Source organism: Bacteroides sp. AF32-8BH (assembly GCF_003435205.1).
In the GTDB taxonomy this organism is placed as follows: Bacteria; Bacteroidota; Bacteroidia; order Bacteroidales; family Bacteroidaceae; genus Bacteroides; species Bacteroides ovatus.
Genome location: NZ_QVLZ01000012.1, coordinates 82,823 through 98,434, shown reverse-complemented (window position 1 = coordinate 98,434; position 15,612 = coordinate 82,823). Strand labels below are relative to the sequence as shown.

The following is a 15,612-nucleotide window of genomic DNA, read 5'->3' as shown; positions in this document are numbered from 1 at the left end:
CAGAATAAAATACAGAACTGTATGTTAAAGACATTTTCAATTGGTGGAGTTCATCCACACGAAAATAAATTGTCGGCACATCAACCTATTATCACAGCGGAAGTTCCTGCAAAGGCTGTTATTTTGCTGGGGCAGCACATTGGTGCGCCTGCAAAACCGGTTGTAGCGAAAGGGGATGTGGTAAAGGTAGGCACTAAAATTGCTGAACCTGCCGGCTTTGTTTCGGCAGCAATTCACTCTTCAGTCAGTGGTAAAGTGGCGAAGATTGATACTATTGTCGATGCCAGCGGTTATGCGAAACCTGCTATCTTTATCGATGTGGAAGGCGACGAATGGGAAGAAACAATCGACCGTAGCGCCACACTGGTGAAGGAATGTGAACTTCCGGCAGAAGAGATCGTGAAGAAAATTGCCGATGCCGGAATCGTTGGTCTGGGTGGTGCTTGTTTCCCTACACAGGTGAAACTTTGTCCTCCTCCTTCTTTTAAAGCTGAATGTGTGATTATCAATGCCGTAGAATGTGAACCTTATTTGACTGCCGACCATCAGCTGATGCTGGAACACGCGGAAGAAATCATGGTAGGTGTTTCTATCTTGATGAAAGCGGTGAAAGTGAATAAGGCATTTATCGGAATCGAAAATAATAAGCCGGATGCCATCGAACTGATGACGAAAGTGGCTTCCAGCTACGCAGGCATCGAAGTAGTGCCCTTGAAGGTGAAATATCCGCAAGGAGGTGAAAAGCAGCTGATTGATGCAATCACCAAGCGTCAGGTGGCCAGCGGTGCATTGCCTATCTCTACGGGAGCAGTCGTGCAGAACGTGGGAACGGCATTTGCCGTTTATGAAGCTGTGCAGAAGAATAAACCATTGTTCGAACGGGTGATTACCGTGACGGGAAAGTCGGTTGCGAAGCCGTCCAACTTCCTGGCTCGTATCGGTACACCGATGAAACAGTTGATTGACGCTTGCGGTGGTCTGCCCGAAGATACGGGTAAGGTGATCGGTGGCGGTCCGATGATGGGTAAGGCGTTGGTAAATATCGAGGTTCCTACTGCGAAGGGCAGTTCCGGCATCCTGATTATGAACCGGAAGGAAGCCAAACGTGGTGAAGCTCAAACCTGCATCCGTTGCGCGAAGTGCGTGAGTGCCTGTCCGATGGGACTGGAACCGTACTTGCTCGGAGCCTTGTCTGAAAACGGAGATTTTGAAACAATGGAAAAAGAAAGAATCATGGATTGTATTGAGTGCGGCTCTTGCCAGTTCACTTGTCCTGCCAACCGTCCGCTGCTCGACTATTGTCGTCTGGGTAAAGGCAAAGTAGGAGCTATGATTCGTGCACGTCAAGCTAAAAAATAACGAATATGGAAAATAAATTAATCGTATCACTATCGCCCCACGTTCATGGCGGAGACAGCGTACAGAAAAATATGTATGGCGTGCTGATTGCACTGATTCCGGCTTTTCTGGTGTCTCTCTATTTCTTCGGACTGGGTGCCCTGATTGTCACGGCCACTTCCGTTGCGGCTTGTTTGTTCTTCGAATGGGCGATCGGAAAATATTTAATGAAGAAACCGACCACTACCATCTGCGACGGCTCTGCCATCATCACAGGTGTGTTGCTGGCATTTAATTTACCGTCTAACTTGTCTATCTGGATTATCATCCTCGGTGCACTGTTTGCTATCGGTGTAGGCAAAATGTCTTTCGGCGGATTAGGCTGCAATCCTTTCAACCCGGCATTGGCAGGCCGCGTATTCCTGCTGCTTTCTTTCCCGGTGCAGATGACCAGCTGGCCGGTAGTCGGACAGTTGACCGCTTATACGGATGCTACCACCGGTGCCACTCCGCTGGCCTTGATGAAGCAAGCCATTTACGGTGACACTGCCGCTTTAAGCCAGATTCCGGACGCATTGACCTTGCTGATCGGACAGAATGGCGGATGCTTGGGTGAAGTGAGTGCGCTGGCTCTGCTGATCGGACTCGTTTATATGCTCTGGAAGAAAATCATCACTTGGCATATTCCTGTGTCTATCCTGGCTACTGTGTTTGTCTTTGCAGGCATCATGCACCTGGCAGATCCGGAAAAATACGTTTCTCCGGTATTGCAGTTGCTTTCCGGTGGTCTGATGCTGGGTGCTGTCTTTATGGCAACCGACTATGTGACTTCTCCGATGAGTAAGAAAGGGATGCTGATCTATGGTGTATGTATCGGTCTGCTGACAGTAGTTATCCGTCTGTTCGGCGCCTATCCCGAAGGTATGTCGTTCGCCATCCTGATTATGAATGCGTTCACTCCGCTGATTAACACCTATTGTAAACCAAAACGCTTTGGGGAGGTAGCGAAGAAGAAATGAAAAAGTTAGAATCATCTTTAAAGAATATGTTGCTGGTACTTACGGGAGTGACTGCTATTTCCGTTGCGTTGCTGGCTTATGTAAATGAACTGACAAAAGGCCCCATTGCCGAAGCGAACGCGAAGACACTGAACGAGGCCTTGAAAAAGGTTCTTCCCGAATTTACCAATAATCCGGTAGCGGAAAGCGATACGATCTTCAGTGAGAAAGACGGAAAGAAGAATGTTGACTTTATCGTTTATCCGGCTAAGAACGGTGAAGAACTTGTAGGAACCGCTGTTGAAGCTAAATCAATGGGATTTGGCGGTGAGCTGAAAGTGCTGGTAGGCTTTAATGCCGAAGGAAAAATCTATAACTACTCTCTGTTGGCTCACACGGAAACTCCGGGATTGGGCTCTAAAGCCGACAAATGGTTCGGAGCGTATGATCCTGCGAAAGGAGAAAAGGCAGTATCTCACGAAGAGAGTACGAAATCTATTTTGGGTATGAATCCGGGTGAAGCTCCGTTGACCGTCAGTAAAGATGGGGGAGCAGTGGATGCCATCACAGCTTCTACCATTACTTCACGCGCTTTCTTGAATGCCGTGAATGCTGCTTATCAAGCCTATAAGGCCGAAGGCGGGGAAGTGAACGGGGTAACCGGTGCTTCTCAAAAAGCGAAAGGCGCGAACGCAGATGCTGCTGACGCTGCTACGGGAGCTACGATCAAAGTTGAACTAACTGATTCAGTCAGTGCTAAATAAGAAAGGAGACAGATATGAATAACTTTAAAGTAATGATGAACGGGATTATCAAAGAGAATCCTACGTTTGTACTCCTGCTCGGTATGTGTCCTACATTGGGTACTACATCATCGGCTATCAATGGTATGGGCATGGGACTGGCTACCATGTTCGTATTGATCTGCTCGAATGTGGTGATCTCTTTAATAAAGAACCTGATTCCGGACATGGTGCGTATCCCATCGTTTATTGTGGTGATTGCGTCTTTCGTGACCTTGCTTCAAATGGTGATGCAGGCTTACGTGCCGGGACTGTATGCTACACTCGGTCTTTTCATTCCGTTGATTGTAGTGAACTGTATTGTGTTGGGACGTGCCGAAGCCTTTGCTGCCAAGAATAACGCAATTGCTTCTATGTTCGACGGTATCGGTATGGGACTTGGTTTCACCATCGCTCTGACTTTGCTGGGTGCTGTCCGCGAGTTTCTGGGAACCGGTAAAATCTTCGATCTGACCATCATGCCGGAAGAATATGGAATGTTGGTATTCGTATTGGCTCCGGGTGCTTTCATCGCTTTGGGATACCTCATAGCGTTGATTAATAGTTTCAAGAAAGCCTAATTCAATTAAATAAGAAAAGAATATGGAATATATATTGATATTTATTTCGGCAATCTTTGTAAACAACATCGTGTTGTCGCAGTTCCTGGGTATCTGTCCGTTCCTGGGCGTATCCAAGAAGGTGGAAACTGCGATGGGTATGAGCGCTGCGGTTGCTTTCGTGTTGACCATCGCTACCATCGTCACTTTCCTGATTCAGAAGTTTGTACTGGATGTTTTCGGACTGGGATACTTACAGACGATTACATTCATCCTGGTGATTGCCGGATTGGTGCAGATGGTGGAAATCATCCTGAAAAAGGTATCTCCGGCCCTGTATCAGGCTTTGGGTGTGTTCTTGCCGCTGATTACAACGAACTGTTGTATTCTTGGTGTCGCTATCCTGGTGATTCAGAAAGACTATGACCTGCTGACAGGTGTCGTATACGCATTCTCTACGGCTATCGGCTTCGGTCTGGCACTGGTGCTTTTTGCCGGATTGCGCGAACAGATGAGCCTTGTGAAAATTCCGAAAGGAATGCAAGGAACTCCGATTGCTTTGATTACCGCCGGTTTGCTTGCTATGGCATTCATGGGATTCTCCGGCGTGGTGTAAGGATTTACAGTTGATAATTAAATAGAGGATTGGAAGCTCTGCTGTGTGGCGACATACAGGTTAGAGTTTCCAATTTTTTTTTATACCTAAATGCTACCAAATCGTACCTTAATTACTTTTCAGCAAATAAATTTGTGGCAGATTATTGCAATTCCATTTTATTTCCATACATTTGTAACTCAAACAATAATAAGCCGAGAAACTAACCATTTTTTATAAAGTATATGAAAGAAAGAATTTTAGTAACAGGCGGGACAGGATACATTGGGTCTCATACTGTTGTAGAACTACAAAACAGTGGATATGAAGTAATCATCATCGATAATTTATCAAATTCAAGTGCCGACGTTGTTGACAATATAGAGAAAGTTTCCGGTATTCGCCCAGTTTTTGAAAAGCTGGACTGTTTGGACTTTGCCGGTCTGGATGCAGTATTTGCAAAATATAAAGGAATTAAGGCAATCATTCACTTTGCAGCTAGCAAAGCAGTAGGAGAGTCGGTACAAAAACCGTTGCTTTACTACCGTAATAACCTGGTTTCTTTGATTAACCTTCTCGAACTGATGCCAAAACATGGAGTAGAAGGTATTGTGTTCTCTTCTTCTTGTACAGTATACGGTCAGCCGGACGAGCTGCCGGTAACGGAAAAGGCTCCGATCAAGAAAGCGGAATCACCTTATGGAAATACCAAACAGATCAATGAAGAGATTATTCGTGATACGGTAGCTTCAGGTGCTCCGATCAATGCGATCATGTTGCGCTATTTCAACCCGATTGGCGCGCATCCTACTGCATTGCTGGGTGAACTGCCTAACGGGGTTCCTCAAAACCTGATTCCATATCTGACCCAGACAGCCATCGGTATCCGTGAGAAACTTAGCGTGTTTGGTGACGATTATGATACACCGGACGGTTCTTGTATCCGTGACTTTATCAATGTCGTTGACTTGGCTAAAGCACACGTGATTGCTATCCGTCGTATCTTGGAAAAGAAACAAAAAGAAAAAGTAGAAGTATTTAATATTGGTACAGGACGTGGTGTTTCTGTATTGGAATTAATAAATGGCTTTGAAAAAGCCACTGGCGTAAAATTGAATTATCAGATTGTCGGACGTCGTGCAGGTGACATTGAAAAAGTTTGGGCTAACCCGGATTTTGCTAATAAAGAGCTGGGTTGGAAAGCCGTAGAAACTTTAGAAGATACTTTACGCTCTGCATGGAACTGGCAGCTGAAACTCCGTGAAAGAGGGATTCAATAAAAGAGAAACTTGTTTTAAATAACATAAAAGTTTAAACAAATCGTGCATGCGATTTGTTTAATTGATGCTAATCGACCTGAAGCTGTTTATGAGTATGCGAATATACGTAGATAGTACTTATGCCTCCCCGGCATAGACAGGAAAGATTGCATAGTAGTTTTGTCGTGTTTTATTTTGTGTTTGTGTTGTGACGGTACTACGACGTGAGTCGTGGTACCGTTTTTTTGGTACGCCCAGCATGGATGTTCTGTTTTATAAAATATTTAGCACTAATTATTTTGTTATCCAAAATTTTTTTGTAAGATTTACGGTGGGATACATTTTTGTCCGTTGGGTGGGAACTCATAAAGAGTATGATAAAATAGATTGTTCAACTATATAATATAATAGATATGACTAAAATAACGAAAGAACAATACGAATTTGCATTGGCAAGAGTCGAAGAACTTCTGCCTTTGGTGGACGACAGCACTCCTGCAAATGACAAGAGCATGGTGGAGCTTTCTGTTATGTCTGATATAGTGATTGCGTATGAGAAGGAACATTTTCCTATAGAAAAACCAACCGTAGCAGAATTGATAGAATTGTCCCTTGAAGAAAAGGGAATGACACAAAAACAGCTTGCCAGTGAAATAGGGGTTAGCCCTTCACGCGTGAATGATTATATTTCGGGTCGCTCGGAACCTACTTTAAAAATAGCTCGCTTGCTTTGCCGGGTACTCAATATACACCCCGCTGCCATGTTGGGATTTTGAAAAAATAGTCAAAACATAATTGTTAGTGAGATTTATTTGTTTAATGTACCTTTGAAGCAGAATACGTCAGTTCCCCAATCAATTTCCGGTAAGACGAATCCGGGAGCAAACAGCCCGAAGACGGATGAGCCGGAGCCGCTCATGGATGCGTAGATTGCTCCTTGATGATAGAGTTCTTCTTTGATTTCTCCAATGACGGGATGTTGCGGGAATACACTTGCTTCGAAATCATTGATTAACGTATCCTTCCATTCTTGTACAGGACGCTGGATTGCCTCCCTAACCGGATATTTCGGACGATGGGGATGAATGTTTGAAAAGGCTTCCCGGGTGGAAACAAAAACATTCGGTTTTATAATCATGATTTGGTAGCCGTTTAATGAAAGTTCGACCGGGGAGAAGATGTTTCCAATTCCCTCGGCAAATATCGGTCTGTTTTTGATAAAGAAAGCGCAGTCTGCTCCCAAAGTGGCAGCGTATACTTCCAATTGTTCTTCGGATACTCCCAGCTGATAATGATCGTTGAGCAACTTTAGCATGAAAGCGGCATCCGATGATCCTCCTCCCAGTCCGGCTCCTGAAGGGATGTGCTTGTATAAGTGGATTTCGATAGGAGGGAGATGAAATTCCTTATCCATCAATAAATAGGCTTTTACTACCAGATTGTCTTCAGGGTTACCGGCTATTTCCATTCCATGTTGGTGGAGAGTGAATTTTCGGTCAGCGTTAGGGGAGGTACGGATTTCCAGTGCGTCTTCCAGAGCCACCGGATAGAAAACTGTTTCCAGATTGTGGTATCCGTCCGGGCGTTTTTCCGTGATGGAAAGTCCCAGGTTTATTTTGATATTGGGAAAAGCAATCATATTTCTATTTACTATTTTACTATTTACTATTTACAGTGCTTCACATTACAATTAATCATAGCTGGATAATGTGAATCGGGAGCAAAGTTACTAAAATCTTCATTTTTCCTTATTCATTCTTCGTGATTATATTCTATCTTTGTCGTCTCGACTGGAAGAATTCCGTGATAAATGTGATAATAGAGTCTGTCCAGTCGTAAAATAATAAATAGTAAATCGTAAAATAGTAAATATCTCGATGGCCGAACAGAAAAGAAATACCCGCAATTCAAAGTCTACTAAAATACAACCGGTAAATGATTATGGTCGTATTCAGCCGCAGGCGCCTGAACTGGAAGAAGCAGTTTTGGGAGCTTTAATGATTGAAAAGGACGCTTATTCATTGGTGAGTGAAATTCTTCGTCCCGAATCATTTTACGAACGCCGGCATCAGTTGATTTATTCTGCTATCGTCGATCTTGCGGTGAACCAGAAACCGGTGGATATTCTGACTGTAAAGGAACAACTTAGTAAACGCGGAGACTTGGAAGAGGTGGGAGGTCCCTTCTATATTACTCAATTGAGTAGTAAGGTGGCTTCATCCGCACATATTGAATACCATGCCCGTATTATTGCACAGAAATCGCTGGCGCGTGAGCTGATAACGTTTACGAGTAATATTCAGAGTAAAGCGTTTGATGAAACGCTGGATGTGGACGACTTGATGCAGGAAGCGGAAGGTAAGCTTTTCGAGATCTCACAGCAGAATATGAAAAAAGATTATACGCAGATCAATCCGGTGATTGACGAAGCCTATAAACTAATTCAGAAAGCTGCGGCTCGAACCGATGGTTTGAGTGGTCTGGAGAGTGGTTTCACGAAACTTGATAAGATGACTTCGGGTTGGCAGAATTCCGACCTTATTATTATAGCTGCCCGTCCTGCTATGGGTAAGACTGCTTTCGTTCTTTCAATGGCTAAGAATATTGCGGTGGATTACCGGAACCCGGTGGCGTTGTTCTCTCTTGAAATGAGTAACGTTCAGTTGGTGAACCGTTTGATTGCGAATGTCTGCGAGATTCCGAGCGAGAAAATCAAAAGCGGGCAGTTGGCAAATTATGAATGGCAACAACTGGACTATAAACTGAAGAATCTGATGGATGCACCGCTTTACGTGGATGATACGCCGTCTCTGTCTGTGTTTGAACTTCGAACCAAAGCGCGTCGTTTGGTACGCGAACATGGGGTGCGAATCATCATCATTGACTACCTTCAGTTGATGAATGCGAGTGGGATGGCGTTTGGTAGCCGTCAGGAAGAGGTTAGTACCATTTCCCGTTCGTTGAAAGGATTGGCGAAAGAGTTGAGTATTCCGATTATCGCACTGTCACAGTTGAATCGTGGTGTGGAAAGTCGTGAAGGTATTGACGGTAAACGACCGCAGTTGAGTGACCTTCGTGAATCGGGAGCCATCGAGCAGGATGCCGATATGGTGTGCTTTATCCACCGTCCGGAATACTATAAGATATTTCAGGATGATCGTGGTAATGACTTGCGCGGTATGGCGGAAATTGTAATCGCCAAGCATCGTAACGGTGCGGTAGGCGAGGTGTTGCTCCGCTTTAAGGGTGAGTTTACCCGTTTCTCTAATCCGGAGGACGATATGGTGATTCCGATGCCGGGCGAGCCTGCAGGAGCTATGTTAGGATCGAAAATGAATACAGGTAATGCTGGTTCCATACCTCCTCCCGCACCTGATTTTGCACCGCAAACGGAGAATCCATTCGGAGCACCGGGAGATGGACCGTTACCATTTTAGTTAATAGTTGATAGTTGATAACTGATAGTGAAAATGCTCTGCGCAACATTTCTTCTATCTGTATGTTATTCCGCATGGTAACTATCAACTATAAACTTTTTTATCTAACCTTCTCGGTCAACCGAAAAATCTTATTAACTTTGCAAATCTTTTTGAGAAACAATAAAAAATTAAATATATGAATATCTCTTATAACTGGCTGAAAGAGTATGTCAACTTCGACCTGACGCCCGATGAAACGGCTGCTGCGTTGACGTCTATTGGCTTGGAAACAGGTGGTGTAGAAGAAGTGCAAACCATTAAAGGTGGTTTGGAAGGACTGGTGATCGGTGAAGTGCTGACCTGCACGGAACATCCTAATTCTGACCATTTGCATATTACTACTGTCAATCTGGGAGACGGTGAACCGGTACAGATTGTTTGTGGTGCCCCGAATGTGGCTGCCGGACAGAAAGTGGTGGTAGCTACTTTAGGTACAAAACTTTATGACGGTGACGAATGTTTTACCATCAAGAAATCAAAAATCCGTGGGGTGGAATCTACTGGTATGATTTGTGCTGAAGACGAAATCGGTATCGGTACGGATCATGCAGGTATTATCGTATTGCCGGAAAATGCTGTTCCGGGTACGCTTGCCAAGGATTATTATAATATCAAGAGCGACTATGTGCTTGAAGTGGACATCACGCCTAACCGTGCGGATGCTTGCTCTCACTATGGGGTGGCTCGTGACTTGTACGCTTATCTGATTCAGAACGGCAAACAGGCTACTTTGCAACGTCCGTCGGTAGACGGCTTTAAAGTGGAAAACCATGACTTGAATATTGAAGTGAAGGTGGAAAACAGCGAAGCTTGTCCGCATTATGCCGGTGTTACGGTGAAAGGTGTCACTGTGAAGGAAAGCCCGGAATGGCTGCAAAACAAATTGCGTCTGATCGGGGTGCGTCCTATTAATAATGTAGTGGATATTACTAATTATATCGTTCATGCTTTCGGTCAGCCGTTGCACTGCTTCGATGCCGGAAAGATAAAAGGCAATGAAGTAATTGTAAAGACAATGCCGGAAGGAACTCCGTTCGTTACGCTGGATGAGGTGGAACGTAAATTGAACGAACGCGACCTGATGATTTGTAACAAGGAAGAGGCCATGTGTATTGCCGGTGTATTCGGCGGACTGGACTCCGGTTCTACGGAAGCTACGACAGATGTATTCATTGAAAGTGCTTATTTCCATCCTACATGGGTGCGTAAGACAGCCCGCCGTCATGGCTTGAATACGGATGCTTCTTTCCGTTTCGAACGCGGTATCGATCCGAACAGTGTGATATATTGCTTGAAACTGGCTGCTTTGATGGTTAAAGAACTGGCCGGCGGTACGATTTCTTCTGAAATAAAAGACGTGTTCACTACTCCTGCACCCGATTTTATAGTTGATCTGGCTTATGAGAAAGTACATTCTTTGGTAGGAAAAGTAATTCCGGTAGAGACAATCAAGAGCATTGTGACCAGCCTGGAAATGAAGATCACTAATGAAACGGCGGAAGGGCTGACATTAGCTGTTCCTCCTTATCGTGTAGACGTGCAGCGTGATTGTGACGTGATTGAAGATATTCTTCGTATCTACGGATATAATAATGTTGAAATCCCGACTACACTGAACTCCAGCCTGACTACCAAAGGTGAACATGATAAATCGAATAAATTGCAGAACTTGATTGCAGAGCAATTGGTGGGCTGCGGATTTAATGAGATCCTGAACAACTCATTGACGCGTGCTGCTTATTATGATGGTATGGAGACTTATCCGTCCAACCACCTGGTGATGTTATTGAATCCGTTGAGTGCGGATTTGAACGCTATGCGTCAGACTTTGCTGTTCGGTGGACTGGAAAGTATTGCTCATAATGCAAATCGTAAGAATGCTGATTTGAAGTTCTTCGAATTCGGTAATTGCTATCATTTCGATGCTGACAAGAAGAATGAAGAGAAGGTATTGGCTCCTTACTCGGAAGATTATCACTTGGGCTTGTGGGTAACCGGTAAGAAGGTTTCCAATTCATGGGCACATGCAGATGAGAACAGTTCGGTATATGAATTGAAGGCTTATGTAGAAAATATATTGAAGCGTCTGGGACTGGATTTGCACAATCTGGTTGTCGGTAATCTGACGGACGATATTTTTGCTGCCGCACTTTCTATCAATACGAAGGGTGGTAAGCGTCTTGCTTCCTTCGGTATCGTGACTAAGAAGCTGTTGAAAGCATTTGATATCGACAATGAAGTGTATTTTGCCGACTTGAACTGGAAGGAACTGATGAAAGCTATCCGTTCTGTGAAGATCAGCTACAAGGAAATCTCCAAGTTCCCTGCTGTGAAACGTGACCTGGCATTGTTGCTTGACAAGAATGTGCAGTTTGCCGAAATCGAAAAGATTGCTTACGAAACAGAGAAGAAGCTGCTGAAAGAAGTGGAACTCTTCGACGTGTACGAAGGTAAGAATCTGGAAGCAGGCAAGAAGTCGTATGCGGTGAGCTTCCTGCTTCAGGATGAGAGCCAGACTTTGAATGATAAGATGATTGATAAGATCATGTCGAAACTGGTGAAGAACTTGGAAGATAAGCTGGGTGCCAAACTTAGATAAACTTAAAATTTCAATCTAAAAATATAAACCAATGGGAAGAGCATTTGAATATAGAAAGGCCGCTAAACTGAAAAGATGGGGCCACATGGCTAAAACATTTACAAGACTGGGTAAACAAATCGCGATAGCTGTAAAGGCAGGCGGTCCGGAACCTGAAAATAACCCGACTTTGCGTTCGGTAATCGCTACTTGTAAGCGTGAAAATATGCCGAAGGATAATATTGAACGTGCTATCAAAAACGCAATGGGTAAAGACCAGAGCGACTACAAGAGCATGACTTACGAAGGATACGGTCCTCACGGTATTGCTGTATTTGTGGATACGCTGACAGATAACACAACCCGTACGGTGGCTGACGTTCGTTCGGTATTTAATAAGTTTGGCGGTAATCTCGGTACAATGGGATCTCTCGCGTTCCTGTTCGACCACAAATGTGTATTCACTTTCAAGAAGAAAGACGGATTGGATATGGAAGAACTGATTCTGGATCTGATCGATTATGATGTGGAAGATGAATACGAAGAGGATGATGAAGAAGGAACAATCACTATCTATGGTAATCCCAAGAGCTATGCCGCTATTCAGAAACACCTGGAGGAGTGTGGCTTTGAAGATGTCGGTGGAGACTTCACTTATATCCCGAACGACATGAAAGAGGTGACTCCGGAACAGCGCGAAACATTGGATAAGATGATCGAACGTTTGGAAGAATTTGACGACGTGCAGACTGTTTATACCAATATGCAGCCGGAAGAGGGAGAATAAGACAAGGTTATGGAATATGTGTATAGAACCCAGGGAACTTGCAGCACCAACATCGAACTGAATGTGGAAGATGGAGTGGTGAAAGAAGTTGCTTTCTGGGGAGGATGTAATGGTAACCTTCAAGGTATTTCCCGCCTTGTGAGAGGAATGAAGGTAGCGGATGTTATCGCAAAACTTGAAGGAGTGCATTGTGGTGGCAGACCGACTTCATGTCCTGACCAATTGTGTCGTGCATTACATGAGATGGGATATTAATCGACTTCTTTTATTTTTGTAAAATTTGATATTTTTCAAGACCTTCGGCAATTTATTTTGTCGAGGGTCTTTTTTTTGCGGGAATCCATAGGGGGCCGGGCGTTGTTTACTTACTTGTCGGTATTTTGAACTAAAATTGACCTTCACTCGTTATTTATAAGTATATTTGTAAGGTTAAAACTATTATGCAAAAATGAAGAATATTTTTCAAGACTTAAAACGCAAAGATCATAAACGCTATCTGGGTGGACTGGATGTTTTTAAATATATTGGTCCGGGGCTTCTGGTTACGGTAGGATTTATTGATCCGGGAAACTGGGCTTCTAACTTCGCCGCCGGTTCCGAATTTGGCTATTCCTTACTTTGGGTGGTTACATTGTCCACTATTATGCTGATTGTGCTTCAGCACAATGTTGCCCACCTGGGGATTGTTACCGGACTTTGCCTTTCGGAGGCGGCCACTAAATACACTCCCAAATGGGTGTCGCGACCTATTCTTGGTACGGCGGTATTGGCGTCGATTTCTACTTCTTTAGCGGAAATTCTGGGAGGTGCCATTGCGTTGGAAATGCTCTTTGATATTCCTATTATATGGGGAGCTGTGTTGACTACGCTTTTTGTCTCTATCATGCTTTTCACTAATTCGTATAAAAAGATAGAGCGTTCCATCATTGCATTTGTCTCCGTTATCGGGCTTTCGTTTATCTACGAACTGTTTCTGGTGGAAATAGACTGGCCGGCTGCGACAGCAGGGTGGGTGACTCCTTCTTTTCCGAAAGGAAGTATGCTGATTATAATGAGTGTGTTGGGAGCGGTAGTGATGCCTCATAATCTGTTTCTTCATTCGGAGGTGATTCAGAGTCACGAATATAATAAGAAAGATGATGCTTCTATTAAGAAGGTCTTGAAATATGAGTTGTTTGATACTCTTTTCTCTATGATTGTCGGCTGGGCGATTAACAGTGCCATGATTCTTCTGGCTGCCGCTACTTTCTTTAAAAGCGGTATTCAGGTAGAGGAACTGCAACAGGCTAAGTCATTGCTCGAACCTTTGTTGGGAAGTAATGCTGCCATCGTATTTGCACTGGCATTGCTGATGGCGGGTATTTCATCCACCATTACGAGCGGAATGGCGGCAGGTTCCATCTTTGCGGGTATTTTCGGTGAATCGTATCATATCAAAGACAGCCACTCGCAGGTAGGAGTCCTTTTATCTCTGGGAATTGCCTTATTGCTGATTTTCTTTATTGGAGATCCTTTCAAAGGATTGATTATTTCGCAGATGATACTTAGTATTCAATTACCTTTCACGGTATTTTTGCAGGTGGGACTGACGTCTTCCCGAAAGGTGATGGGAGATTATGTCAACAGTCGTTGGAGCACGTTTGTGTTGTATTCGATTGCCATTATTGTTTCGGTACTGAATATCATGCTTTTGTTTTCATAAAATGAATATAAATCAATACATATAGATCGATGAAGATTATTACTTATAATGTGAACGGACTACGTGCCGCCGTATCTAAAGGTTTGCCGGAATGGCTGGCGCAGGAGAATCCTGATATTCTTTGTCTGCAAGAGACGAAACTGCAACCGGACCAGTATCCGGGAGAGGTGTTTGAAGCGTTGGGTTACAAGTCTTATTTGTATTCGGCGCAGAAGAAAGGATACAGTGGAGTGGCCATACTTACCAAGCAGGAACCGGACCATGTGGAATATGGGATGGGAATGGAGGCTTATGATAATGAAGGACGTTTTATCCGGGCGGATTTCGGAGACTTATCGGTAGTCAGTGTTTATCACCCTTCGGGAACGAGCGGGGACGAACGCCAGGCTTTTAAAATGGTGTGGCTGGAAGATTTTCAAAAGTATGTGATGGAGTTGCAGAAGTCCCGTCCCAATTTGATTCTTTGTGGCGATTATAATATCTGCCATGAGCCGATCGACATTCATGATCCTGTCCGGAATGCAACAAACAGTGGTTTCCTTCCTGAAGAACGGGAGTGGATGACACGTTTCCTGTCTGCGGGGTATGTTGATTCTTTCCGTACGCTTTGTCCCGAAAAACAGGAATATACCTGGTGGAGCTATCGTTTTAATTCGCGTGCCAAAAATAAGGGTTGGAGAATTGACTATTGCATGGTTAGTGAGCCGGTACGCCCGCTGTTGAAACGTGCGTATATCCTGAATGAGGCCGTACATTCCGATCATTGTCCGATGGCGTTGGAAATATTATAGGATAGTAATACTCAATTTACGGGTGTCTCCTCCGTCGCGAAATTCGCAGAGGTAGACACCTTGCCATGTTCCCAGGTTCAGGCGGTGATTCTTGATGGGGATAGTGACCGAACTTCCTATCAGGGAGGCTTTTATATGGGCGCTCATATCGTCGGGGCCTTCGAGGGTATGGATGAAATAGGGGGCACCGTCGGGAACCAGTTTATTAAAGAATGTCTGGAAGTCATGCCGTACGTCCGGGTCTGCATTTTCGTTGATAGTTAGTCCGGCAGAGGTGTGTTTGATAAAGATTACCAGCAGGCCACTTTCGGGAAGTGCTGGTAGTTGTGAAATGATATCACGCGTGATTAAATGAAATCCACGCGAGTAATGAGGGAGTTGAATATCGAATGTTGTAGCCATTGTTTTATCTCTTAGAATTTGGAGGGTGGATTCAGGTCCACATAGGGGTCGTTGATAGCTGACGCCATCATTGCATTGACGGCAATTCCTGCATCCTCTTTATAATTTCTTCTCTTGTTCCATTCACGTACATCTTTGAGAGTGACATCACGTTTCTTTCTGTTTTGGGGAAAACCACTTTTTCTTTTCCTGTCAGCATATTCATCCTTTCTGGCTGCGCTTATCATAGCTTGGATGGCAATGGCTGTCGATTCTTTATATGAAATAGTTTTGTTCATATTTTCTTTTTTTTGATTTTAATCTTTACGCCCTATCTGATGCAAAGATACTTTTTTATATTT

The 15,612-nt window shown here is 44.1% G+C and carries 16 protein-coding genes and 1 pseudogene; 14 read left to right on the top strand and 3 right to left on the bottom strand.

Annotation, left to right across the window (positions count from 1 at the left end):
• Nucleotides 1-21: 21 nt before the first annotated feature.
• From rsxC to DWZ47_RS10605, 8 genes and pseudogenes are all read left to right on the top strand, one after another.
• Complete coding sequence (gene rsxC / locus DWZ47_RS10640; RefSeq protein WP_004295583.1) at nucleotides 22-1,359, top strand: electron transport complex subunit RsxC; 1,338 nt, start codon at nucleotides 22-24, stop codon at nucleotides 1,357-1,359.
• A gap of 5 nt (nucleotides 1,360-1,364) precedes the next feature.
• Nucleotides 1,365-2,357, top strand: coding sequence for an RnfABCDGE type electron transport complex subunit D (locus DWZ47_RS10635; RefSeq protein WP_117513071.1), 993 nt, complete (start codon nucleotides 1,365-1,367; stop codon nucleotides 2,355-2,357).
• Complete coding sequence (locus tag DWZ47_RS10630) at nucleotides 2,354-3,100, top strand: RnfABCDGE type electron transport complex subunit G (RefSeq protein ID WP_117513069.1); 747 nt, start codon at nucleotides 2,354-2,356, stop codon at nucleotides 3,098-3,100. Before DWZ47_RS10635 ends, DWZ47_RS10630 begins: the two co-directional genes overlap by 4 nt.
• 14 nt (nucleotides 3,101-3,114) lie before the next feature.
• Nucleotides 3,115-3,699 carry an RnfABCDGE type electron transport complex subunit E gene (locus tag DWZ47_RS10625; protein WP_117513067.1) on the top strand — a complete coding sequence of 195 codons (585 nt, stop codon included), beginning with the start codon at nucleotides 3,115-3,117 and terminating at the stop codon, nucleotides 3,697-3,699.
• Nucleotides 3,700-3,721: 22 nt separating this feature from the next.
• The gene (rsxA, locus tag DWZ47_RS10620) at nucleotides 3,722-4,294 is read left to right on the top strand and encodes an electron transport complex subunit RsxA (protein WP_004295587.1); all 573 of its coding nucleotides are present in this window, start codon (nucleotides 3,722-3,724) and stop codon (nucleotides 4,292-4,294) included.
• Nucleotides 4,295-4,518: 224 nt separating this feature from the next.
• A complete protein-coding gene (gene galE, locus DWZ47_RS10615) occupies nucleotides 4,519-5,553 on the top strand; it encodes a UDP-glucose 4-epimerase GalE (RefSeq protein WP_004295588.1) in 1,035 nt (344 codons plus the stop codon).
• A gap of 298 nt (nucleotides 5,554-5,851) precedes the next feature.
• Nucleotides 5,852-5,935: pseudogene (locus DWZ47_RS31300) on the top strand (type II toxin-antitoxin system HigB family toxin); the annotation flags it as partial.
• Nucleotides 5,936-5,945: 10 nt separating this feature from the next.
• Nucleotides 5,946-6,308: a type II toxin-antitoxin system HigA family antitoxin gene (locus DWZ47_RS10605; protein ID WP_004295590.1), complete on the top strand. Its 363-nt coding sequence runs from the start codon at nucleotides 5,946-5,948 to the stop codon at nucleotides 6,306-6,308.
• 32 nt (nucleotides 6,309-6,340) lie between these two features.
• Here the strand turns inward: DWZ47_RS10605 and ispE are convergent, their stop codons facing one another.
• Entirely contained in the window at nucleotides 6,341-7,171 is an 831-nt protein-coding gene (gene ispE, locus DWZ47_RS10600) for a 4-(cytidine 5'-diphospho)-2-C-methyl-D-erythritol kinase (RefSeq protein ID WP_004317955.1), read from the bottom strand.
• A 238-nt stretch (nucleotides 7,172-7,409) separates the two neighbouring features.
• On the opposite strand from ispE, the gene dnaB reads away from it, so the two are divergent.
• From dnaB to DWZ47_RS10570, 6 genes are all read left to right on the top strand, one after another.
• Entirely contained in the window at nucleotides 7,410-8,969 is a 1,560-nt protein-coding gene (gene dnaB / locus DWZ47_RS10595) for a replicative DNA helicase (protein WP_004295592.1), read from the top strand.
• Between the two features lie 178 nt (nucleotides 8,970-9,147).
• Nucleotides 9,148-11,610: a phenylalanine--tRNA ligase subunit beta gene (gene pheT, locus DWZ47_RS10590; protein ID WP_004295594.1), complete on the top strand. Its 2,463-nt coding sequence runs from the start codon at nucleotides 9,148-9,150 to the stop codon at nucleotides 11,608-11,610.
• A 31-nt stretch (nucleotides 11,611-11,641) separates the two neighbouring features.
• Nucleotides 11,642-12,376, top strand: coding sequence for a YebC/PmpR family DNA-binding transcriptional regulator (locus DWZ47_RS10585; protein ID WP_004295595.1), 735 nt, complete (start codon nucleotides 11,642-11,644; stop codon nucleotides 12,374-12,376).
• A gap of 9 nt (nucleotides 12,377-12,385) precedes the next feature.
• Nucleotides 12,386-12,631, top strand: a complete 246-nt coding sequence (locus DWZ47_RS10580) for a TIGR03905 family TSCPD domain-containing protein (RefSeq protein WP_004295596.1) — start codon at nucleotides 12,386-12,388, stop codon at nucleotides 12,629-12,631.
• Nucleotides 12,632-12,824: 193 nt separating this feature from the next.
• Nucleotides 12,825-14,078: an Nramp family divalent metal transporter gene (locus DWZ47_RS10575; RefSeq protein ID WP_004295597.1), complete on the top strand. Its 1,254-nt coding sequence runs from the start codon at nucleotides 12,825-12,827 to the stop codon at nucleotides 14,076-14,078.
• A gap of 29 nt (nucleotides 14,079-14,107) precedes the next feature.
• Entirely contained in the window at nucleotides 14,108-14,869 is a 762-nt protein-coding gene (locus tag DWZ47_RS10570; protein ID WP_004303567.1) for an exodeoxyribonuclease III, read from the top strand.
• Here the strand turns inward: DWZ47_RS10570 and DWZ47_RS10565 are convergent.
• Entirely contained in the window at nucleotides 14,864-15,271 is a 408-nt protein-coding gene (locus DWZ47_RS10565) for a secondary thiamine-phosphate synthase enzyme YjbQ (RefSeq protein ID WP_004317958.1), read from the bottom strand. The two genes, DWZ47_RS10570 and DWZ47_RS10565, sit on opposite strands and share 6 nt — an antisense overlap.
• Before the next feature lie 11 nt (nucleotides 15,272-15,282).
• Nucleotides 15,283-15,549, bottom strand: coding sequence for a hypothetical protein (locus DWZ47_RS10560; protein WP_004295600.1), 267 nt, complete (start codon nucleotides 15,547-15,549; stop codon nucleotides 15,283-15,285).
• Nucleotides 15,550-15,612 lie beyond the last annotated feature (63 nt).